This is a genomic window from Streptomyces sp. NBC_01288 (assembly GCF_035982055.1).
GTDB lineage: Bacteria > Actinomycetota > Actinomycetes > Streptomycetales > Streptomycetaceae > Streptomyces.
In genome coordinates this window covers 4,847,337-4,869,093 of record NZ_CP108427.1, presented here as the reverse complement: position 1 = coordinate 4,869,093, position 21,757 = coordinate 4,847,337, and the positions used below count along the sequence as shown (strand labels likewise).

Genomic DNA, 21,757 nt, shown 5'->3' with positions numbered 1-21,757 from the left:
ACGGGTCGCGACCGACGAGGGTCGCCGGCGTGCGAGGCACACACGTGCCGCGTACGCCCCTGACCTTGGACATGCCCCGCCCGGAAGGGGTGTACGCGCGTGCCCGCACTTGTGCTGCTCGGTGCTCAGTGGGGTGACGAAGGCAAGGGAAAGGCGACGGACCTGCTAGGTGGGTCCGTCGACTATGTGGTGCGCTACCAGGGCGGCAACAACGCCGGCCACACGGTAGTCGTGGGCGATCAGAAGTACGCCCTTCACCTGCTCCCTTCCGGGATCCTCACACCGGAGTGCACTCCGGTCATCGGCAACGGTGTCGTCGTCGACCCGTCGGTCCTGTTCTCCGAGCTGAACGGGCTGAACGAGCGCGGCGTCGACACGTCCAAGCTCCTGATCAGCGGCAACGCTCACATCATCACGCCCTACAACGTGACGGTGGACAAGGTGACCGAGCGCTTCCTCGGGAAGCGGAAGATCGGAACGACGGGCCGCGGTATCGGGCCCACCTACGCGGACAAGATCAACCGCGTCGGCATCCGGGTCCAGGACCTGTACGACGAGTCGATCCTGACCCAGAAGGTCGAGGCGTCCCTCGACATCAAGAACCAGATGCTCACCAAGCTCTACAACCGGCGCGCGATCGCCATCGAGCAGGTCGTCGAGGAGCTGCTGTCCTACGCGGACCGCCTCAAGCCCTACGTCGCCGACACGGTCCTGCTCCTCAACAAGGCGCTGGACGACGACAAGGTGGTCCTCTTCGAGGGCGGCCAGGGCACCCTCCTGGACATCGACCACGGCACGTATCCCTTCGTGACGTCGTCGAACCCGACCGCGGGCGGCGCCTGCACGGGTGCCGGTGTCGGCCCGACGAAGATCAGCCGGGTCATCGGCATCCTGAAGGCGTACACGACCCGGGTCGGCTCGGGCCCGTTCCCGACCGAGCTGTTCGACGCGGACGGCGACGCGCTGCGCCGCATCGGCGGCGAGCGGGGCGTCACCACCGGCCGTGACCGGCGCTGCGGCTGGTTCGACGCGGTCATCGCCCGCTACGCGACCCGCGTGAACGGCCTGACCGACTTCTTCCTCACCAAGCTGGACGTCCTGACCGGCTGGGAGGAGATCCCGGTCTGCGTGGCCTACGAGATCGACGGCAAGCGCGTCGAGGAACTCCCGTACTCGCAGACCGACTTCCACCACGCGAAGCCGATCTACGAGACCCTGCCCGGCTGGAGCGAAGACATCACGAAGGCCAAGACCTTCGCGGACCTCCCGAAGAACGCGCAGGCGTACGTGAAGGCGCTGGAGGAGATGTCGGGCGCCCCGATCTCCGCGATCGGTGTCGGCCCCGGCCGTACGGAGACGATCGAGATCAACTCGTTCATCTAGAGCGGCGGTTGAAGCGGCTGCCGTAGCCGCAGTTGATGGCTGCACTTGGGCCGGTCTTGGGAATCCTTGACCGGCCCTTGGGCTGTCCGTGGTTACGCCGGTAACAGGTGAAGGCCAGCATCTACGCGGGTAGCCCGCCGCGCCCCGCACGCCACACCCGCTCTCTTTGCCCTTCCAGGAGTCCTGAATGCCCGTCAATCCCATGAACCGCCGTGAGTTCGTGCAGAAGTCAGCCGTCACCGGTGCTGCCGTCGCCGTAGCGGGCACGGCAGCGGCGACCCCGGCCGAGGCCGCCGACCGCCACCCCAAGCCCCACCCGCACCCGAAGCCGAACAAGACCTGGTCGTTCTCCGTCCTCGGCACGACCGACCTGCACAGCCACGTCTTCGACTGGGACTACTACCTCGACAAGGCCTACTCCGACTCCAAGGGCAACTCCGTCGGCGTCGCCCGCGTCGCGACCCTCATCAAGCAGCAGCGCAAGGCGAAGGGCGAGGGGCACGTCCTCCTCGTCGACGCCGGTGACATCATCCAAGGCACCTCGCTGGGCTACTACTTCGCGCGCGTGGACCCCATCACGAGCGGCTCCAAGCACCCGATGGCCACGGCCATGAACCACATGCGCTACGACGCCGCCGCCCTCGGCAACCACGAGTTCAACTACGGCATCGACACCCTGCGCAAGTTTGAGCAGCAGTGTCACTTCCCGCTGCTCGGCGCCAACGCGCTGGACGCGAAGACCCTGCGCCCCGCCTTCGCCCCGTACACCGTGAAGAAGATCCGCGTCCCCGGCGCCCCCGACATCAAGGTCGGCATCCTCGGCCTCACCAACCCGGGCATCGCCCTGTGGGACAAGGACAACGTCAGCGGCAAGATGGTCTTCCCTGGCCTCGTCGAGCAGGCCAAGAAGTACGTCCCGCGGCTGCGCGCGCTGGGCTGCGACGTCGTCTTCCTCACCGACCACTCGGGCCTGGACGGCAGTTCGTCCTACGGCGACGAGCTGCCGTACGTCGAGAACGCCTCCAACCTCGTCGCCGAGCAGGTCCCCGGCATCGACGCGATCCTCGTGGGCCACACCCACGTCGAGGTCCCGTCGTACACCGTGAAGAACGAGGAGACCGGCGACGACGTCCTCCTCTCCGAGCCGTACTGCTGGGGCTACCGCCTGAGCGTCTTCGACTTCGAACTCGAACTCGTCCGCGGCCAGTGGAAGATCACCAGCAAGACGGCGCAGACCCTCAACCCCAACACGGTGGACGAGGACCCGGAGATCAAGAAACTCCTGGAAGCCGACCACGAGTTGGTCGTGAAGTACGTCAACACGTCCGTCGGCACCTGCACCGAGGACCTCTCGGCGGCGGAGTCCTGCTGGAAGGACGTGCCGATCATGGACTTCATCCAGCAGGTGCAGATGGACTCGGTCAAGGCGGGCCTCTCGACGGCCGACGCGGCCCTCCCGCTGATCTCGGTCGCGGCCCCCTTCAGCCGCACGGCCGACATCCCCAAGGGCTCCGTCACCATCAAGGACATCGCCGGCCTCTACATCTACGACAACACCCTCTACGGCAAGAAGCTCACGGGCGCCCAGCTCAAGGACTACCTGGAGTACGCGGCGAAGTACTACCACCAGGTCCCGGCGGGCACGAAGGTCGACACCGCGACCCTGACGAACGCCAACAGCTTCTGGGACTACATGTACGACGTGGCCGCGGGTGTCTCGTACGACATCGACATCGCCCAGGCCGAGGGTTCGCGGATCAAGAACCTCACGTACAACGGCACTTCGGTCACGGACGACCAGGTCTTCGTCGTCGCCGTCAACAACTACCGCGCGAACGGCGGCTCCGGCTACCCGCACATCGCCGCCGCGGAGACCGTCTACAGCGCCACCGACCAGGTCCGCGACCTGATGATCGCCTACGTCACGGCGAAGGGCGCCCTGGACCCGGCGGACTTCGCGGCGGTCAACTGGAAGCTGACGCAGGCGGGGACGCCGGTCTTCTAGGAGTTCCGGCAGTTCGCTTCCTGACAACCGCCTGCTGATTCCTGTGAGTTGCTGTGAATGATCAACTTAACGGCCTCCTCACACCGGACATTCACTAAGTTCCGTCCATGTCATACCGAAGACGGTTTTCCCCGGCGGCCGTACGAGGCACGGCCGCCGGGCTGACCTGGCGGGTACCGGTCCTGTTCCTGGAGGGGGCGCTCGCCGTGTTCGTCGCCGTAGGCCTCTACGGCGACGGGTCGAACGGCATGTGCGACTTCTCCACCCAGGACCTTCACCGGCACGTCGCCTACGCGCTGGGGGCCTCGCTGCCCGTGACCTGGGCGCTGCTGTACCAGGGCAACATCTGGCTGCGGTGCGTCAGTTGGACGGCCGTGGTCCTACGGCTGTTCTTCGGCACCGCGGCCGGGACGCTGATGCTGATCGCCGGGGGGACGAGCCTGTGCTGAAGCCGCTGCGCGAGGAACTGGTCGGGCTCTGGGCCGAGTCACTCCTCACCGCGACGTCCGCCGCGTGGTGGACCTACCTGGTGTGGGCCCACCGCAACGCTTTGTACGCCGACCCAGCCCCCGTGGCACCGATCCTCACGGTCGTGCTGTCGCTGCCGGTGACATGGACCCTGTGGCTTCGAGCGGTCCGACTGCGCGGTGCGAACCTGGTACTGGTCGCGGTACGCGGCATCGCGGTGCTGACGTTGTCCCTCTGGCTCTTCCAGGACCTGTAGATCTGTGACCCGCAGGTCAGTCTGGGCAGGCGAGCGGCAGGCCGAGGCAGGCGTGCAGTGCTTGGCTCAACCGCCCGTCGACAGCCGCACGTTCAGCGGCGGTGCCGGGTGACTCCTCCGGCGGGATGAGTGCGTACGGCAGTGCCGTGGTGAGCACGGCGAGCGTGGCCGTGTCCTGCTCGGTGCCGCTGGGCAGATGTGCGGTCACATGCTCGGTCAGCCAGTGCTGGGCCGTCCGGTGCCACGGGGTGTCCGGACGGAGAACGGCGGCGTACGTCAACGCCGGTTCGGTCCGCGCCATGGCCGCGACGACCGGATGCTCCCGCAGCAGCCGGGCCGCCCGCACCACCATGCGCACCCCAAGGCAGCGCGGTGGCGGCAACGGGCCGGGTACTTCCCGGGCCAGGTACAGCAGACGTTTCAGTTCCTGCATCGTGGCATCGCGGAGGAGCGCGTCGGGAGAGGCCCAATTCCGGTAGAAGAACGGGCGGTTGGTGCCTGCCAGCTGTGCGATGTGGGTGATGCCCACGCGCCGGGGTCCCCGCGCGGCCAGCGCGTCCAGAGTCGCGCGGTACACGGTGGCCATTCCGGGCGGTTCCTGCACCCGCTGTGAGCTGCTCATGTGAGCAGCTTGGCGCGGGGGGAGGTAGGTGTCTTGGAAAAGTGTGTCAGTTTCCCCGAAAGTGTCACACTTTTTCGGGGTAGGGGTGGGGGGAGGCGAGGAAGGTGCACCAGGCCGCGTCGGAGACGGTGACGATCCCGCCGCCCGGATTCTTGGAGTCGCGGATGTGGATGGTGTGGGGGCAGGTGGCTATCTCGACGCAGTTCCCACCGCCGTCGTCGCTGTAGCTGGACTTGAACCACCGCAGGGCGCGGGTGTCGCTCATCTCTCTTCTCCTGCCAACCGCTCGATGAGGCTCAGGGAGTCGTCGGGGCTCAGAGCCTGTGCGCGGATCTTCGCATAGCGGTGCGCCAGTTGGGACACTTCCGGCGGATCGCTGACCAGGATCCCTTGGTCCTCGATCTCCAAGTAGACGACGTGCTCGTGCTCCTTGGTCACCACGAGCTTCATGGAGCCGCGGGCCCCCGCGTACGTTCCGCGCAGCCCGCGATCCAGCGGCAGCACCTGAACACACACATTGTCCCGTTGCGCGTCCTCAGCGAGCGAGCGCAACTGCTCCCGCTGCACGTCCCAACTGCCGAACGGCCGCCGCAGCACGCTCTCTTCCAGGATCAGCTCGATCATCGGGGCCGGGTCGCGGTCGAAGAGTTTCCTGCGGGCCAGCCGCGCTTCGACGAGTTCCTCCCGCTTCTGCTCGGACACCGGCGGATAGCCGCCCCCGATCAACGCCCGCGCGTAGGCCTCGGTCTGGAACAGGCCGTCGACGACCAGCGTCTCGTACGAGGAGAGGGTGACGGCCCCCGCCTCGATCTCCGCGAACCCACGGAACCGGACCGGGTACTTCTCCAGCAGCATCCACTTGCGTGCCTTGTCGAAGACCCCGAGCCCGGCCCCGACCGTCTCCTCCAGCTTGACGAGCATGTCGTCGCTCGCGGGCTGCGCGCACGTCTCCATCGCGCTGATCGCCGAACCGGTGTAACCGATCTTCTTGCCCAACTCGGTCTGTGTGAGCCCCTGTTGCTCACGCAGCGCTTTCGCCAGGGCGGCGACGACATGCGCCGCACCACCCGCCTCCGACTTGTTCTCCGCCCGCGCCATCGCGGTCACCCCCGGACTCAACCGAACTCAACCGGTCACCAACACCCGCGCCCGTTTCCAACCGTCGCGGACGGTCGACGCAGAGTCATGGAAGACGCTAGCCGGACCAGCCGAAACTATCCGCATGGATACGCAAAGTGACCTGAAATGGATCCCCGCGACCGGCATCCAACTCCGCAAGGCAGGGGTCCAGTTCGACGCGGTGCGAGTGGACGGCGACGAGGGCAGAGACCTCGCGGACAGGCTCGCGCGCATGACGGGAGGGGCGCCGGGCCCCGTCGTAGAGGAGGCGACGGGCAACAGGGCGGTCTACTTCCTGGTCCCGGTCGGCAGCACGTCCCACCGCCCATGGCCACCGGGGGTGACCCGCCTCACCGCCGGCCCGAACCACATCTCGTACATCCCGGTACCGGCCCTCGACGGCCAGACCTGGCCCCTTACCTGGCGCTACCGCCCGACGGCCCCGGACCACTTCGTCCACACCCTGTTGCTGCGGACCGCCCTACAGCCCCAGGAGTGAAGAGCACCCCGGACCGCATCACCGGTGAACGGAAAAGGGGGCGCCCTCGCCGGGACGCACCCTTTGTCCGGGCATATCCTGAATCCGTCCACCCCGCGCACGCCGACCAGGAGAAGGTGACTGCGATGCGCATGATGCTGAAAGCGTCCATGGACACGGAGAAGGGGAACGACGCCATCCGGAACGGGACTCTCGGGAAGCTGATGCAGGAGACCCTGGAGCAGATCAAGCCCGAGGCCGCCTACTTCACCGCCGAGGACGGCAAGCGCACCGCGTTCCTGTTCTTCGATCTGAAGGACCCCTCCGACATCCCGTCGATCAGTGAACCGCTCTTCCTCAACCTGGGTGCCGAACTGACCTACACCCCGGTGATGAACCCGGAGGAGGTCGAGGCCGGTCTCGGGAAGATTCGTTAGGCGCTCATTCCTGCGGCGTTCCCTGGATCTTGGCGAGGGTCAGGACGCCGCCGCCGATGCCCCAGCCCGCGTCGGCGACCTCTTCGACCAGGACGAGCGTGGTGGCGCGGGCACCGTCGCCGAAGATCTCGGCGTACAGGTCCGTGGTGCGCGTGATGATCTGCTCCTTCTGCTCCGCGGTGAGGGCGCCGGCGGGGACCTTGAAGTTCGCGAAAGGCATGGTGTTCTCTTTTCTCGTGGTGCTTTGTGTGGTGCTTTGCGGGATGGGACAACCATCCGTCCGCGTCGCCCGCACCGCCACGGCTGAGCCCACCCAGGGGTTGGCGGCCCCTGGCTCGGAACTCGTGGAGAGGAGACGATGGGCGGGTGAACCTTCCCGAGCTCGCGGCGTTCCTCAAGTCCCGGCGTGACCGGGTCCGGCCGGCCGATGTAGGGCTGCCCGTCGGGCCCCGGCGCCGGGTGCCCGGGCTGCGGCGCGAGGAGGTCGCGCAGCTGGCGGGGCTGTCCGCCGACTACTACACCGAGCTGGAGCGGGGGCGTGGCGCACAGCCCTCGGCGCAGACCCTGGCCGCCCTCGCCCGCGCGCTGCGCCTCGGCGGCGACCAGCGCGACCACCTGTTCCACCTCGCCGACCGGCCGCTGCCCGAGTCGGCGCACGGAGTGGGCGCGCGGCATGTCCAGCCCGCGCTGCTCGGGCTGCTGGACCGGCTGGCCACCACCCCGGCCCAGGTCATCACCGACCTGCACGAGACCCTCGTACAGAATGAACTGGCCGCCGCTCTGCTCGGGCGGGCTCCCGAGCCGCGCGGGCCCGCCACCGGGTTCGCGTACCGCTGGTTCACCGATCCGGCCGCCCGCGCGGTCTACCCGCCCGAGGATCATGCGCACCACTCACGGGTCTTCGTCGCCGACCTGCACGCGGTCGCCGCCCGTCGGAGCCGTGACAGCGAGGTCGCCGGGATGACGGCGGCGCTGCGGCGGCGAAGCGCGGAGTTCGCCGCCCTGTGGGACACCCACGACGTGGGCCTGCGCCGCACCGATCACAAGCGCATCGTGCACCCCACGCTGGGCGTCATCGAGCTGGACTGCCACAGCCTGTTCAGCGAGGACGGCCGCCAGCGCCTCCTGTGGTTCACGGCCCCGCCCGGCACCGAGGGCGCCGCCCAGCTCGAACTGCTCGGCGTCATCGGCACACAGGACATGGCGACGTCGACCGAGGACACCTCCCGCACCGCCGGCTGAGACCGTCGGCCGACACAACGGAACGGTCACCCGTCACGCTCGCCTCATGTGAGCTTCAGGTGCGCCTCGATGTGGTCGAGCATCGCGTCCAGCGCCACTTCCAACGGCCTGACCTGGCGCTGGAGTTGGGTGAGCAGAAGGCCGCCCTGGAGTGCGGCGAGCGTCGCGAGGGCGAGGTCGTCGGGGTCGGTGTCGAGTTCACCGCGGTCGTGCATCGCCTGGAGGCCGCCGCGGATCGCCGACTCCCAGCGCAGGAAACCGCTGGCCGCCGCGAGCCGTGCCTCGGGGTTGGTCTCGGCGATCTCGCTGCCGAGGGAACCTATCGGGCAGCCGCCGCGGCACTGCATCCGGAGCTGGTACTCCACCAGTGCGTCCCGCCACTGCCGTAGGCCCCGCATGGTGTCGAGCCCGGCGAACAGCGGTTTCTGCATGTCCAGCACCGCCTCGGTCTGGAACTCGATCACGGCCAGCAGCAGTTCCTGCTTGTCGGCGAAGTAGTGGTAGATCTGCGAGCCGCTCACCCCGGCGGCGGCCCGCACGTCCTCCAGGGTCGCCTCGGTCACGCCCCGCTTGTACATGAGCTGCGCGGCGGCGGCCACGATCCGGCGCCGGGTCTCCCGCCCCTTGCGGGTCAGCTTCTTCTCGGGGGGCCGGCGTACCTCGGTGCTCATGCCCGCAACGCTAGCAGATTCTGGATTGGACAACCCATTTTTTTCGGACCAGTGTGGGTCACCCAACCCATTCCGGTCGTCCCAAGTGGCCGGACTCCTGGAAGGACTCGCCATGGAACTCTCCGACAAGGTCGCCCTCGTCACCGGCTCGACGGGTGGCATCGGTGCCGAGACGGCACGGCTGCTGGCCGCGGCCGGTGCCGAGGTCGTCGTCTCCGGCCGCAACGCCGAGCGCGGGGCCGCGACCGTGCGGTCGATCACCGACACCGGAGGCAGGGCGCGCTTCGTCGCCGCCGACCTCACCGACCCGGCCGCGCTGCGCCACCTCGCCGAAGCGGCCGGACCCGTCGACATCCTGGTCAACAACGCCGCGATCTTCCCCGGAGCGCCGACCGTGGACCAGGACCCCGGCACGCTCGACGAGACCCTCGCGGCCAACGTCCGCGCCCCGTACCTCCTCACCGCGGCCCTGGTTCCCGCGATGATCGCCAAGGGCTCCGGCTCGATCGTCAACGTCAGCACCATGGCCGCCCGCATCGGCCTGCCGGGGCTGTCCGTCTACAGCGCCACCAAGGCGGCGCTGGAGTCGCTGACACGCACCTGGGCGGCCGAGTTCAGTCCGGCGGGCGTGCGCGTGAACACCGTCGCGCCGGGTCCCACGCGGACCGACATGGTCCTGGCGAGCATGGGTGAGGAGAACGCCGTGCAGTTCGCGAAGACCACCCTGCTCGGCCGGCTCGCGGCCCCGCGTGAGATCGCCGAAGTGATCCTCTTCCTCGCCTCGGACCGCGCGAGCTACCTCACCGGCGCCACCCTCGCGGCCGACGCCGGACGCACCGCCGTCTAGCCGGGAGGGTGGGAAGCCGCGGCGGACCCATATGGCCGGCGTACTAGCTGAACACGATCATCGAGCCCTGCGCCAGGCTCCGCGTCGCCGCCGCGTGCAGCCCGAGCCACACGTGCCGCTCACGCGCGAACGGGCTGGGGTCGTACGGTGCGGCCACGGCCGGTTCCTCCAACTCCGTGGGAGCGGCGGGGGGTTCCGGGGTCGCCGGTGGGTTCGACGGGTCGATGCCGATCGTCGGGGCCACGAACTCCAGCTCGCGCAGGAGGGTTTGGGACGAGCCCAACGGGCCGCCGCCCGCGAGGAGTTCGTCGTTCGAGAGCGGGTGCGGGAAGTCGACGGGGACGTAGGCGCCCGCGTGGTCGTAGTGCCAGACCAGGTGGGACTGCTGGGCCGTCGTCTCGAACATCTCCAGGAGTTGTTCGTAGTCGCCGCCCAGGTCGTCCACCGGCGTCACCGGGAGACCGCAGACCTGGAGGAGGTAGGCCCGGCGCAGGAAGTGCAGCGCGTCGTAGTCGAAGCCCGCGACCGGGGCGACCTCGCCGGACAGGCCCGGCATGTACTGGTACACCGGCACCGGGGGCAGCCCGGCCTCGGCCAACAGGGAGTTGTAGAGCGCGAGTTCCTCGGCGAACGGATTGTCGGGGGTGTGGCACAACACGTCGACGAGCGGGACCAGCCACAGGTCACAGGCCAAAAGGGGGCTCCTCGGTTACTCGCTGCGCATCGTGGATCTCGCATGGTGGTCAGGCAAGAGTAGGGGGAAGAGTAGTCGGTGCGGCCCGGGTCAGCTCCCCTCGTGCAGGTCCCATACCCACACGCCGTGCACCCACTTACCGGGTTTGCCGACCAGCTTTTCCACAGCGGTGCGGAGCTTGTCGTCGTTGGGCTGCGGCGCGATCACCAGCGCGCCCGCGTGCCAGTACGCGAAGTCGACCTTGGCCTGCGCCTGCCAGTTCCTGCCGATGGTGGGGATGACGCCGGTGTAGCGCACGTCACGCAGCATGTTGGAGGTGTAGCGGGGCGAGGCGCCGTAGATGCCGATGCGGTCGTCGCCGTAGGGGCCGTTGAAGTAGCCGCCCGGCATCTTGAAGCCGAGGCCGGAGGCCGTCTGCCAGTGCAGGGGTTCCGCCGAGCCCGGGTCGGCGAGCGGGACCGGGACGATGGATTCGCCGGCGCGGACGTACGACTTGTAGGTGCCGTCCGTGAAGAAGGCGGGCACCGCGGAACGGTCAACTGCCTTCAGAGGCGCGGGGATGATTGGGATCACGGCCATGCACACGGCCAGGAGACCGATGTACTGCGTGCCGAGTTGGCGCGTCGCCGCCAGCTTGTCCACCGCTATCGCCAGCAGCATGCCCAGCGCCGGTGCGCACACCATCGCGACCCGGCCCTCGATCACCGACTCGAAGAGCGGCTTGTGGGCGAGCAGGGCCCACGGGCCCGGGTAGATCGTGTCCGTGAGCGGGATGCGGATCTTGGGGCCCATCGACAGGATCGCCGCCACGATCGCCGTGAACGCCAGCGCCTTGACCAGCGCGTGCTCCCACAGGCGTACGACGATGGCGAAGGCGAGGGCGACGAGCGGCCAGCCGTAGAAGGCGTTCTGCTCGGTGGGGTTGAGGGAGAGGGCGTTCGCGCGGGTCGCGTCGCCCGCGATCAGGGAGCGTTCGGCGAAGGAGAGCAGGGCGAGGGGGCTGTTGCCGGCGTTGTCGCCGTGCAGGACGCTCTTGTAGCTCTGCGGGCCCATGAACTGGTAGTAGAGCGGGATCAGGATGATCGGCGCGCAGATCCCGGCCGCGATGCCCAGGCCCTTCAGCAGGGGGCGCCAGGACGCCCGGACGACATCCCTGTCGAGGACTCCGTAGGACGCGGCGAACAGGATCATGCCGATCGACGCGAGGAGGAGCGGTTCCTCGCCGAGGAAGATCTGGTAGGCCGCCATCAGGCCGAGGACCACGCCGTCGCGGACGACCCGGGTGCCCGTGCACAGGCGCAGGGCGCGGTCGATGATCAGCGGGATCATGAAGAGGATGACGAAGTTCGGGTGCGCGTTGGCGTGGCTGACCATCGGCGGGGCGAAGGCCGCCAGGGAGGCGCCGACGAAGGCCGCGGCCCGTTGTCGTACGACGCGCTTCACGATCAGCCAGTACCAGGCGGCGGCCGTGGCCGCGAGGCCGAGCGCCATGCAGACGCTGAGCGAGACCGCGGGGCCGGCCAGCAGGGTGAGCGGCGCGAAGGGGACGGACAGGCCCAGCATGACCGTGTTGGCCATGAGGTTCACGCCGTCGGGGAAGCCCTGGAGGTTCGAGAAGAACGGGTTGTGGAGGTGGGCCACGTTGTCGGCCGTGACCGCGAAGAACCACTCCCACTGGTTCTGGTCCTGGAGCGAGTCGACCAGGTAGCGGTGGTCCGGGTCGAAGAGGCGGCCCGAGTAGAGGCCGACCGACATGAGGAGGAAGAGGACGACGACCAGGACGTCGACCGGGCGCAGGGAGCGGGCGCGGAGGCGGCCGAGTTCCGTGAGGACCTTGGCGTAGTCGAGGGGTCGTACCTTCGAGCCGGACTGGTGGGCCCAGCGCACCGGCACCTCGGCGACCTCCCAGTCGGCGCGGCGGAAGTGCTGGAGGACTTCCACGTCGATGCCCCAGCCGTTGATCCGGGAGGCGGCGAAGGCCTCGCGGGCGCGGTCGCCCTCGAAGAGCTTGAAGCCGCACTGGGTGTCGCGTATGCCGGGCACCGCGGCCTGGCGTATGAGGAAGTTGCCCGCGCGGCCCAGGAGTTCGCGTATCGGGTGCTGGTGGCTCTCTATCGTCGCGCCCGGCGCGGCGCGGGAGCCGATCGCGGCCGCTCGGCCCTCGCTCAGCTCCTTGTCGAGTTTCTCCAACTCCTCGATGGGCGCGGCCAGATCGGCGTCGGTGACCAGCACCCGGTGCCCGTGCGTGGCGGCGACCCCGAGGCGCAGGGCGTTGCCCTTGCCGCGGTTGCGGGGGCTGGTGACCAACCGCACCCGCGGGTCGGCGCGGGAGGTGACGACCTCGCGGGTCCCGTCGTCGGAGCCGTCGTCGGCGACGATGATCTCCCAGTCGCCGAAGCGGCCCTGGTTGTCGCCCAGGTAGGTGGTGATCGCGTCGAGCGTGGGCCCGAGCCGCCGCTCCTCGTTGTAGGCGGGCACGACGACACTGAGGTCCACGGCGACGACACTGGGGTCCACGGAAGAACTGGTGGGGTCCATGGAGGAACTGGTGGGGTCCACGGAGGCACTGTCCACGGCCGGAGCGGCCCTTTCCGGTCCGGTCACCGGGCGGCCAGCCGCTCGATGAGGTCGAGGGAGTGCGTGTTGTACGCCAGGACGATCGAACGCGCGGCCGGGGTGTCGCGGCGCGCCAGGGCATCGACCAGTTCGGTGTGTTCGGACCACAGTCGGCCGCGCAGATCGCTCAGCCGGCGCAGGTGCTGCACCGTGCACACCCAGGACTGGACGCGCAGCCGGTGCAGGAAGTCGCCGAGATACGGATTGCCGAACATGGCGCTCAACTCGCGCCAGTAGCGCAGGTCGTAGCCGATCAGGATGGTGAGGTCACCTGCGTCGGCGGCGCGCTGCGCCTCCTCGCCGCGGCGGCGGACACCGGCGAGCGCGGCGACCGTACGGGGGTCGTCGGTGCGGTCGAAGACGGGGTGGCCCTCGATCAGGGCCAGGAACATGCCCTCGGTGACCAGGGCGCGGGCCTCGATCATCCCGCGGTGGTCGGCCACCGAGTACTCGTGGACGCGGAAGCCGCGGTGCTGGTCGGCTTCCAGGAGTCCCTGCGCGGAGAGATCGACGAGAGCTTCCCGGACCGGAGTCGCGGAGACGCCGTACTGCTCGGCGATCTCCTTCACCGTGAACTCCTGACCGGGCTGGAGCCGGCCCGCCAGGACCTCGTCGCGCAACGCGTCGGCGATCTGCTGCCGCAGGGTGCTGCGGGTCACGGCGCCGCTGCCGCTGCTTCCTCCGGGCATCGTCGGAGCGTCTCCCTCATCGCGTTCGATGGCGTACTCGTATATGTCTACGAGCACGCCACCTTACGCGTTCGGGTTCCCGCCCTGCCCGAATGCGGGCACCAGGTGAACGGACCCGCCCATTCCGGGCGTTAAGAGGTGTATTTGGCGCCGAATTACACGCCGTTCTACGCGGTGAATTCGTCCGCGACGGAGAGCGCCGCGTCCAGCGCCGCGAGGCCCTCCTTCAACTCGGCCTCGCTCACGTTGAGCGGCGGGACGACGTGGGTGCGGTTCATGTTGATGAACGGCCACAGCCCCTGCTGCTTGGCGGCGCTCCCGAAGGCGGCCATCGCCGCGTTCGCCTCACCGGCCGCGTTGTACGGCACCAGCGGCTCGCGCGTCTCCCGGTCCTTCACCAGCTCCAGCGCCCAGAACATCCCGACGCCCCGCACCTCGCCGATGCTCGGGTGCCGCTCGGCCAGCGCCCGCAGCGCGGGCTCGACGACCGTCGTACCGAGGTGCTTCGCGTTCTCCACGACCCCCTCCTCGGCCATGACGTCGATCGTCGCGACGGCCGCGGCACAGGCCAACGGGTGCCCGGAGTACGTCAGTCCGCCCGGGTAGGGCCGCTTGCCGAAGGTGTCCGCGATCGCGCCGGAGATGGCGACACCGCCGAGCGGCACATAGCCGGAGTTCACGCCCTTCGCGAAGGTCATCAGGTCCGGTACGACGTCGAACAGATCGGCCGCGAACCACTCACCGGTCCGCCCGAACCCGGCCATCACCTCGTCGAGGATGAAGACGATCCCGTACTTGTCGCAGATCTCCCGGACCCCGGCGAGGTAACCGGGCGGCGGCACCATGATCCCGGCGGTCCCCGGAACCGTCTCCAGGACGATCGCGGCGACGGTCGCCGGACCCTCGAAGGCGATCGTCGTCTCCAGGTGCTCCAGCGCGCGCTCGCACTCCTGTGCCTCGGTCTCGGCGTAGAAACGGGACCGGTACAGGAAGGGCGCCCAGAAGTGCACGACCCCGGCCGAGGCGCTGTCGCTGGCCCAACGGCGGGGATCCCCGGTGAGGTTGATCGCCTGCTGCGTACCGCCGTGGTACGAGCGGTAGGCGGAGAGGACCTTGGGGCGGCCGGTGTGCAGCCGGGCCATGCGCGTCGCGTGCTCGACGGCGTCCGCGCCACCGTTGGTGAAGAAGATCTTGTCCAGGTCCCCGGGCGTCCGCTCGGCGATGAGCCGGGCCGCCTCGGAGCGGGCCTCGATCGCGAACGCGGGCGCGAAGGTCGTCATCGTCGCGGCCTGCTCCTGGATCGCGGCGACGACCTTCGGGTGTTGGTACCCGATGTTCGTGTAGACGAGCCCGCTGGTGAAGTCCAGGTAGCGCTTCCCGTCGTAGTCCCAGAAGTACGACCCCTCCGCGCCGGCCACGGCGAGCGGGTCGATGAGCTCCTGCGCGGACCAGGAGTGGAACACGTGCGCACGGTCCGCGGCCTTCACGGCGGCGCCGGCCTGGGGGTTGGGCTGAGGGGTCATGCGGCTGAGCGTAAATGTCCGCGATGCGGAAACGGAATCGGCGTCCTGTCTGTGGTCGGGGGGTTTCCGCGACAGGTTGTCCAGGGTGGGGCGAGCGGTCCGGTGCGGGGGGTCGCTGGAAGCCGGGGGTAAATCTAACCGTTGTCCGCGCACGTGACCGGTTAGAAATGACCCCAGCCTGTAGAGGGGAGCGTGGGTCCCCCGTTACGGAACCGTAGACAGCGCTCCGGTCATCGCGCCCTGTGCCCGCACTATTCTCGGTCTGTCGCGGAGCACAGGAGCGCGACCGGGGCGTGACCGGGGAATTCAGGGGAGGCGGCGCGGTCGTGGAGAAACTGGGGGCGGCCGATCCGCAGCGGATCGGGGCGTATCGGCTGCTGGCCCGGCTGGGGGCCGGTGGCATGGGGCATGTGTATCTGGCCCGGTCGGACCGGGGACGCACGGTCGCCGTGAAGCTGGTGCGGGAGGACCTCGCCGCGCAGGAGGAGTTCCGGGCCCGGTTCCGGCAGGAGGTGCGGGCCGCGCGGCGGGTCGGCGGCCACTGGACGGCGCCCGTGCTGGACGCGGACACCGAGGCCGAGGTGCCGTGGGTGGCCACCGGGTACGTCGCCGGGCCGAGCCTGCAACAGGTCGTCGGGCGTGACCACGGTGCACTGCCCGAGCGGTCGGTACGGATCCTCGCGGCCGGGCTCGCGCACGCGCTCCAGGACATCCACGCCGCCGGCATCGTCCACCGCGACCTCAAGCCGTCCAACGTGCTGGTGACCATCGACGGTCCCCGCGTCATCGACTTCGGCATAGCGCGAGCCCTGGAGACACAGGCCGGGGACGGGCTCACCCGCACCGGCTCACTGGTCGGCTCGCCCGGTTTCATGGCGCCGGAACAGGTGCGGGGCGACCGCATCACCCCGGCGTGCGACGTCTTCTGCCTCGGTTCCGTCCTCGCCTACGCGGCGACCGGCACCCTTCCCTTCGGCGCCGCCAACAGCGGTGTCCACGCCCTGATGTTCCGCATCGCCCAGGAGGAACCCGACCTGTCGGGCGTCCCCGAGGGCATCGCCGACCTGGTCCGCGACTGCCTCCGCAAGGACCCGGCCACCCGCCCCACCCTCAACCGCATCCTCGACCGCACGGGCGCCGAGGACACCGTCTCCGGCGGCCGGTCCAGGGACCCGTGGCTGCCGGGCCCGTTGGTGGCCCAACTCGGCCGCCATGCCGTGCAGTTGCTGGACACGGAGGACCCGGAGACGACGGAGTTGGAACGCGTGGAGGTGGCGGGTCAGGCTCCGGAACCGGAGAGAGGGGACAGCGCTGACCCGGAGGCGGTTCAGGGCGCCGCGCCTGTTTCACCAGCGGTTCCTCCGGTTCCCGCCTCCGCTCCCGCGCCCCCTCCCCCTCCCGTTTCCGCCCCCGTCGCCGTAGAAAAGCCGGACCTCCTCGGTAAGACACCCGCCGTCTCCGAGGCCTCGCCCGAGCACGCCCCCGCCTCCGACGAGTCCTCCCCGGCGCCACCCGCACCGGCGCCGGACACCCACCTCCCGACGGTGGTCGCGGACCCGGCCGGGGCCACCCGGACACCGCCCCCACAGCCCCCGCACCCGGCCTACGGCTACCCGCAGCAGCACCCCCAGCCGGCCGTCGCCCCCGACTACCCCCAGCCCCCCGCCCGCCAACTCCTCGGCTGGGGCGGCCAGGTGCCGTACAACCCCTACCCCCACAACGGCGGCCTCGGCGCCACCCCGCCCTACGGCCCGGGACCGGCCGGCATGGCCCCGCCGTACGGGGAACCCCAGCCGCCGCGCAGGAACGGGCGCTCCACCGTGCTGCTCGTCGTGGTCGCGCTGGTCGTCGCGCTGGGCGCCGGTGGTTCGGTGTACGCGTTGATGAAGGGCGGGAGCAACAGCGGCCGTACGAAGGCCGGTTCGGGCGGCCAGGCCACCAGCGCCGCGCCCACCACTCCGGGGCCGAGCACCGGGGAGCCGTCGTCGAGTCAGTCGCCCTCGCCTTCTCCGACGACGTCCGACGGTGCCGTACCCAGCGGATACCTCGGCACCTGGAACGCGTCCATCGACAACGCCGCGGGCCACAACACCCGCCAACTCACCATCCGGCAGGGGAAGGTGGGGTCGCCGGTGCTCACCCTCGTCGCGGACGGGCCCGGCTACCACTGCGAGTTCACCGCCGACCTGGCTCAAGAGCCGGGCGGGGAGAGCCCGTTGGCGATCGGGGCGTCCACCGTCACCTCCGGGAAGCCGCTCTCGTCGTGCAACCCGGGTTCCGCCACCGAGATCACCCTGCTGTCGTCCACCACGCTGGAGCGCGTGAGCACCAGCAACGGGGAGAAGCTGACGTACACGAAGGCGGGCTGAACTCCCTTCACATCAGCGCCAGTTGAACGTCACGCGAACTTCGGCCAAGCCCCCCTGCGTGTTGTCCGGTGCCGCTCGTACCGTGACCCCACGATCCGGCTGGGGAGCGGGGGCCCGCAGTGGAGTGGCTGAGCGCGGAGAACGTCGTCGCCGTGGGCACGGCGATGCTCGGCATCGTCGCGTCCGGGGTGATGGTCTGGTACGAACGCCGGGTACCGCGCCGGAAGCGGATCGGTTATCGCGTCCAGATGGACAACCCCATTGGTGACGACGTGCGTTCGGGCCGCGCGAACCGCCGCCTCGGCCTCTTCGACGAGGCCCCCGGCATGTCCGACGCCACCCTCGTCCTGCTGCGCATCGAGAACGACGGTTCGCAGAGCATCGCCGACAACGACTACACCGGGCGTGAACTCCACGGCCTCACCGCGGTGTTCACCGACCGCACGATCCGCGGCGTCTCGGTCACCCAGCCCGTCGGCACCGACCATCTGATGGACCACTTCACCCCGGCGGCCGGCCTCGGCTACGACACCAACACCCTGCGCATCCCGCGCGTCCCGCTCAACCCCCGCGACCACTTCAAGCTGCTGGTGCTGCTGTCCGGCGGCGACGTCGGCTGCGCGATCCGGCTCATCGGCGGCATCCGCGACGGCGAGGTGCACCCCAACCGCAGCGCCACCCCGGACGACAAGGCGCCCCTGTTCAGCCGCGCCTCCCGGCTGATCACCATCATGCTCACGGTGTGCGTGGTGACGCTCGCGGCGATCGTCGTGGTCCGCGACGACACCCCGCCCCCGATCGGCTGCGCCCACGGCACCCTCACCGTCACCGGTTCGACCGCCTTCGCACCGGTCGTCGAGGAGGTCGCGAAGAAGTACGAACGGGACTGCGAGGGCGCGAAGGTCGTGGTCGACCCGCACGGATCGACCGCGGGCGTACGGGAGTTGGAGGCCACCGGGCTCGCGTCGACGAAGGGCTCCCCGGCCGTCGTAGCGCTGTCGGACGGACCCAAGCCGAGCGACATGCCGCGACTGCGGGAGAACCGGGTCGCGATGTCGGTCTTCGCGATCGTCGTCAACGACGGCATCCACCTCGACGACCTGTCCACCGCGGACGTACGACGCCTGTACCGGGGCGAGATCAGGAACTGGCGGCAGCTCGGCGGGCCGGACCTCGCCGTGCATCTGGTCAGCCGGGACGCCAACTCCGGGACGCGACAGGTGTTCCAGCGCCGGGTGCTGAAGCGTGGGGAGATCGCGAATTCCTCTGTTGACTGCGTTCACAAGGACGATCCGACGGCGCCCGTCATCCGCTGTGAACTCGACTCCACCGACCAGGTGTTGACGCAGGTCGCCGAACTCCCCGGCGCCATCGGCTACAGCGAACTCACCCTCGCCTCCGGCGCCAAGGGCCTGCACACCCTCCGGCTGGACGGCCACCCGCCCTCCGTGGACGCCATCGAACACGGGACGAGCGCCTACCCGTACCGCGAGATCGAGTACGCCTACACCTACGGCCAGCCGCCGGCCGACTCCCTCGCGTCGAGCTTCCTGACCTACCTCTCGCGGGGCAACGGCCAGGACGTGATCCGCACCCACGGCCACATCCCGTGCTGGACGCCGGAGGGCCTGAAGCTCTGCGCCCAGCTCAGCGAGCGGATCGGCTCATCGGGGCTCGGGCGGCCGCTGCCTCGGCATGTTCGGGCGGCTGCCCCCGCCCCCCGGCCCCCCCGGCCCCGGCGGCATCGGGAACCTGCCCTGCACGACGGTCCCCTCCTGCCGGCTCCCCGGCACCACCGCGGACTGGATGCCCAGCGGCCCCGCCCCGGTCCGGAACTCCACCATCCAGTCGGCGGTCTCCACCCGGACCAGTTCCGTCACGTCCTCAGAGAAGCGCCGCAGCACCCCCAGGCACCGGTCCGCGGCCTCGCTCGCCGTGCCCTCCGCGGGCCCCAGGAACTCCCGCACACCCTCCGACGCCCAGTCGAACTGGAGCACCTGGAGACGCCGCTGCACGGCCTGCGCCGTAGCGACGTCCCGCATCCAGCCGGACGTCATCCCGAAGAACCGGTCCCCGGCCACGCACGCCGCCCCCAGCAGCAGCGCCGGATAGCCCCAGGAGGCGAGCCCGCCCGCCACCCCGGCGAGGTCCAGCAGGGGCAGCGCCGCCCCGGTGAGCGCGCCCAGCGCCGCGCCCGCGCGCAGCACCCGCGCCGCGCGCCGCTTCCACACCCGCTCGGTGAGATACCGGGCCGCCGTCTCCAGCGCCCCGTGCTCGACCCACCGGTACAGCTCGTCCAGCCGGGCCGTCGGCTCGCCCCAGTCCCCGAGCGGAAACGTCCGCCCGGCCAGATCGCCGCCTTCGGGCTGAATCTCCGGCTGACCCACCCGACACTCCCTTACGTCGTGTGACACCTGATGCTGATGTGCCGGACCCTTCCTACCGCCCAATGGGTGGCGAAGGATCTGGTTTCACCTCTTTTCCGCCCGGAAGTGGGTCTTGATCAGGTATAGGACACGGTGAAGACTCACTCGAAAGAGTGCCGAAGCGATGACTGCCCGGACCACGTAGGCTCGTGCCGAGCGGGGAAAACCTCGCCCATACAGCCGTATCCATGACTGACAGCCGTACGAAACCAGGAGCTGATCGTGATTCCCGGTGGTGGCCAGCCCAACATGCAGCAGCTGCTGCAACAGGCCCAGAAGATGCAGCAGGACCTGGCGGCCGCGCAGGAGGAACTGGCGCGGACCGAGGTCGACGGACAGGCGGGCGGCGGGCTGGTCAAGGCCACCGTCACCGGCTCCGGCGAACTGCGCGCGCTGAAGATCGACCCGAAGGCGGTCGACCCCGACGACACCGAGACCCTCGCGGACCTCATCGTCGCGGCGGTCCAGGCGGCCAACGAGAACGCGCAGACCCTCCAGCAGCAGAAGCTCGGCCCGCTCGCGCAGGGTCTCGGCGGCGGCAGCGGTATCCCCGGTCTGCCTTTCTAAGACGGCCCGCGGCCAACTACGGTACGTACGGCACGTACCGCACGACTTCCAGGAAGGGCAGGCAGTCCGTTGTACGAAGGCGTGGTCCAGGACCTCATCGACGAATTGGGGCGACTCCCCGGCGTCGGTCCCAAGAGCGCGCAGCGGATCGCCTTCCACATCCTCCAGGCGGAGCCGACGGACGTACGGCGGCTCGCGCAGTGCCTGATGGAGGTCAAGGCGAAGGTTCGCTTCTGCGCGACCTGCGGAAACGTCGCGCAGGAAGAGCTGTGCGGCATCTGCCGCGACCCGCGCCGCGACCTCACGGTGATCTGCGTGGTCGAGGAGCCGAAGGACGTCGTGGCCGTAGAACGGACTCGTGAGTTCCGGGGCAAGTACCACGTCCTGGGCGGCGCGATCAGCCCGATCGAAGGCGTCGGACCGGACGACCTGCGTATACGAGAACTTCTCGCGCGGTTGGCCGACGGTACGGTCACGGAACTGATCATTGCCACGGACCCGAATCTGGAGGGCGAGGCCACGGCCACGTACCTCGCCCGCATGATCAAGCCCATGGGCCTCAAGGTCACCCGCCTGGCCAGCGGCCTCCCGGTGGGCGGCGACCTGGAATACGCGGACGAGGTGACCCTCGGCCGCGCCTTCGAGGGGAGACGACTCCTAGATGTCTGACGCCACGCTCCATGCCACCGCACCGGACCCGGACGACTTCGCGGTCCAGATCGCGGACCAGGTCGAGAGCTTCCTGGTGGCCGTGTTCGAGGTCGCGAAGGGCGAGGACCCCGACTCGGCGGTCCCCTTCCTCCTCCTGGAGGTGTCCCAACTCCTCCTGGCAGGCGGCCGGTTGGGCGCGCACGAGGACATCCTCCCGGACGAGCGGTACGAGCCCGACCTGGGCCCGGAGCCGGACGTGGACGAGATCCGCGAGCGCTTCGCGGTGATGCTGGAGCCGATCGACGTGTACTCGGAGGTCTTCGACCCCTACGAGCCCCGCAAGGCCCCGGTACCGGCCCGTATCTCCGACGACCTCGCCGACATCATCACCGACCTCCGCCACGGCATGGCCCACTACCGCGCCGGCCGCACCACGGAGGCCATGTGGTGGTGGCAGTTCTCCTACTTCTCCAACTGGGGCTCCACCGCCTCGGCGGCCCTCCGCGCCCTCCAGTCCCTGGTAGCGCACGTCCGCCTCAACCAGCCCCTCCCGGAACTGGACGGCCTGGACACGGACGTGAGCATGGGCGACGAGACGCTGGAGTTCGAGGCGGGCGCGGTGATGGCGGAGGAGATCGCGGGGCCGTTGGGGATTCGGCCGGTGAAGTAGCCGACCGGCGTGGATCGGTGTGAC

22 protein-coding genes and 1 pseudogene are annotated in these 21,757 nt (G+C 69.6%); 13 read left to right on the top strand and 10 right to left on the bottom strand.

Features of this window, described 5'->3' with window-relative positions; genetic code table 11:
- The first annotated feature begins 99 nt into the window (after window positions 1-99).
- The 4 genes from OG194_RS21630 to OG194_RS21615 all read left to right on the top strand — a co-directional run bounded on the left by OG194_RS21630 (window position 100) and on the right by OG194_RS21615 (window position 4,112).
- A complete protein-coding gene (locus tag OG194_RS21630) occupies window positions 100-1,383 on the top strand; it encodes an adenylosuccinate synthase (RefSeq protein ID WP_327402463.1) in 1,284 nt (427 codons plus the stop codon).
- 187 nt (window positions 1,384-1,570) lie between these two features.
- Window positions 1,571-3,388 (top strand): bifunctional metallophosphatase/5'-nucleotidase, encoded by a 1,818-nt coding sequence (locus OG194_RS21625; protein ID WP_327402462.1) that lies wholly within the window; start codon window positions 1,571-1,573, stop codon window positions 3,386-3,388.
- A gap of 107 nt (window positions 3,389-3,495) precedes the next feature.
- Window positions 3,496-3,837 carry a hypothetical protein gene (locus OG194_RS21620; RefSeq protein WP_327402461.1) on the top strand — a complete coding sequence of 114 codons (342 nt, stop codon included), beginning with the start codon at window positions 3,496-3,498 and terminating at the stop codon, window positions 3,835-3,837.
- Window positions 3,831-4,112 (top strand): hypothetical protein, encoded by a 282-nt coding sequence (locus OG194_RS21615; protein ID WP_327402460.1) that lies wholly within the window; start codon window positions 3,831-3,833, stop codon window positions 4,110-4,112. Before OG194_RS21620 ends, OG194_RS21615 begins: the two co-directional genes overlap by 7 nt.
- Before the next feature lie 16 nt (window positions 4,113-4,128).
- Here the strand turns inward: OG194_RS21615 and OG194_RS21610 are convergent, their stop codons facing one another.
- The 3 genes from OG194_RS21610 to OG194_RS21600 form a co-directional block, all read right to left on the bottom strand.
- Window positions 4,129-4,734: a TetR/AcrR family transcriptional regulator gene (locus OG194_RS21610; protein WP_327402459.1), complete on the bottom strand. Its 606-nt coding sequence runs from the start codon at window positions 4,732-4,734 to the stop codon at window positions 4,129-4,131.
- Window positions 4,735-4,798: 64 nt separating this feature from the next.
- A complete protein-coding gene (locus tag OG194_RS21605) occupies window positions 4,799-4,999 on the bottom strand; it encodes a DUF397 domain-containing protein (protein WP_327402458.1) in 201 nt (66 codons plus the stop codon).
- Entirely contained in the window at window positions 4,996-5,841 is an 846-nt protein-coding gene (locus OG194_RS21600) for a helix-turn-helix domain-containing protein (RefSeq protein WP_442811604.1), read from the bottom strand. Before OG194_RS21600 ends, OG194_RS21605 begins: the two co-directional genes overlap by 4 nt.
- A 115-nt stretch (window positions 5,842-5,956) precedes the next feature.
- Between OG194_RS21600 and OG194_RS21595 the strand changes: the two genes are divergently transcribed.
- Both OG194_RS21595 and OG194_RS21590 read left to right on the top strand, forming a co-directional pair.
- Window positions 5,957-6,352, top strand: a complete 396-nt coding sequence (locus tag OG194_RS21595; RefSeq protein WP_327402457.1) for a hypothetical protein — start codon at window positions 5,957-5,959, stop codon at window positions 6,350-6,352.
- Between the two features lie 125 nt (window positions 6,353-6,477).
- Window positions 6,478-6,768 carry a hypothetical protein gene (locus tag OG194_RS21590; RefSeq protein ID WP_033284835.1) on the top strand — a complete coding sequence of 97 codons (291 nt, stop codon included), beginning with the start codon at window positions 6,478-6,480 and terminating at the stop codon, window positions 6,766-6,768.
- Window positions 6,769-6,772: 4 nt separating this feature from the next.
- Here OG194_RS21590 and OG194_RS21585 read toward each other — a convergent pair whose 3' ends face one another.
- A complete protein-coding gene (locus OG194_RS21585) occupies window positions 6,773-6,988 on the bottom strand; it encodes a tautomerase family protein (protein ID WP_019070350.1) in 216 nt (71 codons plus the stop codon).
- Between the two features lie 146 nt (window positions 6,989-7,134).
- Here OG194_RS21585 and OG194_RS21580 point away from each other — a divergent pair, with 146 nt between their 5' ends.
- Window positions 7,135-8,010, top strand: coding sequence for a helix-turn-helix transcriptional regulator (locus OG194_RS21580; protein WP_327402456.1), 876 nt, complete (start codon window positions 7,135-7,137; stop codon window positions 8,008-8,010).
- A 44-nt stretch (window positions 8,011-8,054) separates the two neighbouring features.
- Here the strand turns inward: OG194_RS21580 and OG194_RS21575 are convergent, their stop codons facing one another.
- The gene (locus tag OG194_RS21575; RefSeq protein WP_327402455.1) at window positions 8,055-8,681 is read right to left on the bottom strand and encodes a TetR/AcrR family transcriptional regulator; all 627 of its coding nucleotides are present in this window, start codon (window positions 8,679-8,681) and stop codon (window positions 8,055-8,057) included.
- A gap of 112 nt (window positions 8,682-8,793) precedes the next feature.
- Here OG194_RS21575 and OG194_RS21570 point away from each other — a divergent pair, with 112 nt between their 5' ends.
- The gene (locus OG194_RS21570) at window positions 8,794-9,528 is read left to right on the top strand and encodes an SDR family NAD(P)-dependent oxidoreductase (RefSeq protein ID WP_327402454.1); all 735 of its coding nucleotides are present in this window, start codon (window positions 8,794-8,796) and stop codon (window positions 9,526-9,528) included.
- Between the two features lie 43 nt (window positions 9,529-9,571).
- Here OG194_RS21570 and OG194_RS21565 read toward each other — a convergent pair whose 3' ends face one another.
- The 4 genes from OG194_RS21565 to OG194_RS21550 all read right to left on the bottom strand — a co-directional run bounded on the left by OG194_RS21565 (window position 9,572) and on the right by OG194_RS21550 (window position 15,050).
- Entirely contained in the window at window positions 9,572-10,222 is a 651-nt protein-coding gene (locus tag OG194_RS21565) for a hypothetical protein (protein WP_327402453.1), read from the bottom strand.
- A 90-nt stretch (window positions 10,223-10,312) separates the two neighbouring features.
- The gene (locus OG194_RS21560) at window positions 10,313-12,760 is read right to left on the bottom strand and encodes a dolichyl-phosphate beta-glucosyltransferase (RefSeq protein WP_327407158.1); all 2,448 of its coding nucleotides are present in this window, start codon (window positions 12,758-12,760) and stop codon (window positions 10,313-10,315) included.
- Between the two features lie 62 nt (window positions 12,761-12,822).
- Window positions 12,823-13,527, bottom strand: coding sequence for a GntR family transcriptional regulator (locus tag OG194_RS21555; RefSeq protein WP_327407157.1), 705 nt, complete (start codon window positions 13,525-13,527; stop codon window positions 12,823-12,825).
- 167 nt (window positions 13,528-13,694) lie between these two features.
- The gene (locus OG194_RS21550) at window positions 13,695-15,050 is read right to left on the bottom strand and encodes an aspartate aminotransferase family protein (protein WP_327402452.1); all 1,356 of its coding nucleotides are present in this window, start codon (window positions 15,048-15,050) and stop codon (window positions 13,695-13,697) included.
- A 326-nt stretch (window positions 15,051-15,376) separates the two neighbouring features.
- On the opposite strand from OG194_RS21550, the gene OG194_RS21545 reads away from it, so the two are divergent.
- Together OG194_RS21545 and OG194_RS21540 are read left to right on the top strand one after the other, a co-directional pair.
- A complete protein-coding gene (locus OG194_RS21545; RefSeq protein ID WP_327407156.1) occupies window positions 15,377-17,419 on the top strand; it encodes a serine/threonine-protein kinase in 2,043 nt (680 codons plus the stop codon).
- Window positions 17,420-17,538: 119 nt separating this feature from the next.
- A pseudogene (locus OG194_RS21540) lies at window positions 17,539-19,062 on the top strand (substrate-binding domain-containing protein); the annotation flags it as partial.
- Window positions 19,063-19,083: 21 nt separating this feature from the next.
- Here OG194_RS21540 and OG194_RS21535 read toward each other — a convergent pair.
- Window positions 19,084-19,806, bottom strand: coding sequence for an SLATT domain-containing protein (locus OG194_RS21535; protein ID WP_327407155.1), 723 nt, complete (start codon window positions 19,804-19,806; stop codon window positions 19,084-19,086).
- 261 nt (window positions 19,807-20,067) lie between these two features.
- Between OG194_RS21535 and OG194_RS21530 the strand changes: the two genes are divergently transcribed.
- From OG194_RS21530 to OG194_RS21520, 3 genes are all read left to right on the top strand, one after another.
- Window positions 20,068-20,412 carry a YbaB/EbfC family nucleoid-associated protein gene (locus OG194_RS21530; protein WP_026151362.1) on the top strand — a complete coding sequence of 115 codons (345 nt, stop codon included), beginning with the start codon at window positions 20,068-20,070 and terminating at the stop codon, window positions 20,410-20,412.
- Between the two features lie 69 nt (window positions 20,413-20,481).
- Window positions 20,482-21,081, top strand: a complete 600-nt coding sequence (gene recR, locus OG194_RS21525) for a recombination mediator RecR (RefSeq protein WP_327402451.1) — start codon at window positions 20,482-20,484, stop codon at window positions 21,079-21,081.
- The gene (locus OG194_RS21520; RefSeq protein WP_327402450.1) at window positions 21,074-21,733 is read left to right on the top strand and encodes a DUF5063 domain-containing protein; all 660 of its coding nucleotides are present in this window, start codon (window positions 21,074-21,076) and stop codon (window positions 21,731-21,733) included. The genes recR and OG194_RS21520 overlap by 8 nt, the downstream gene beginning before the upstream one ends.
- The last annotated feature ends 24 nt before the right edge of the window (window positions 21,734-21,757 follow it).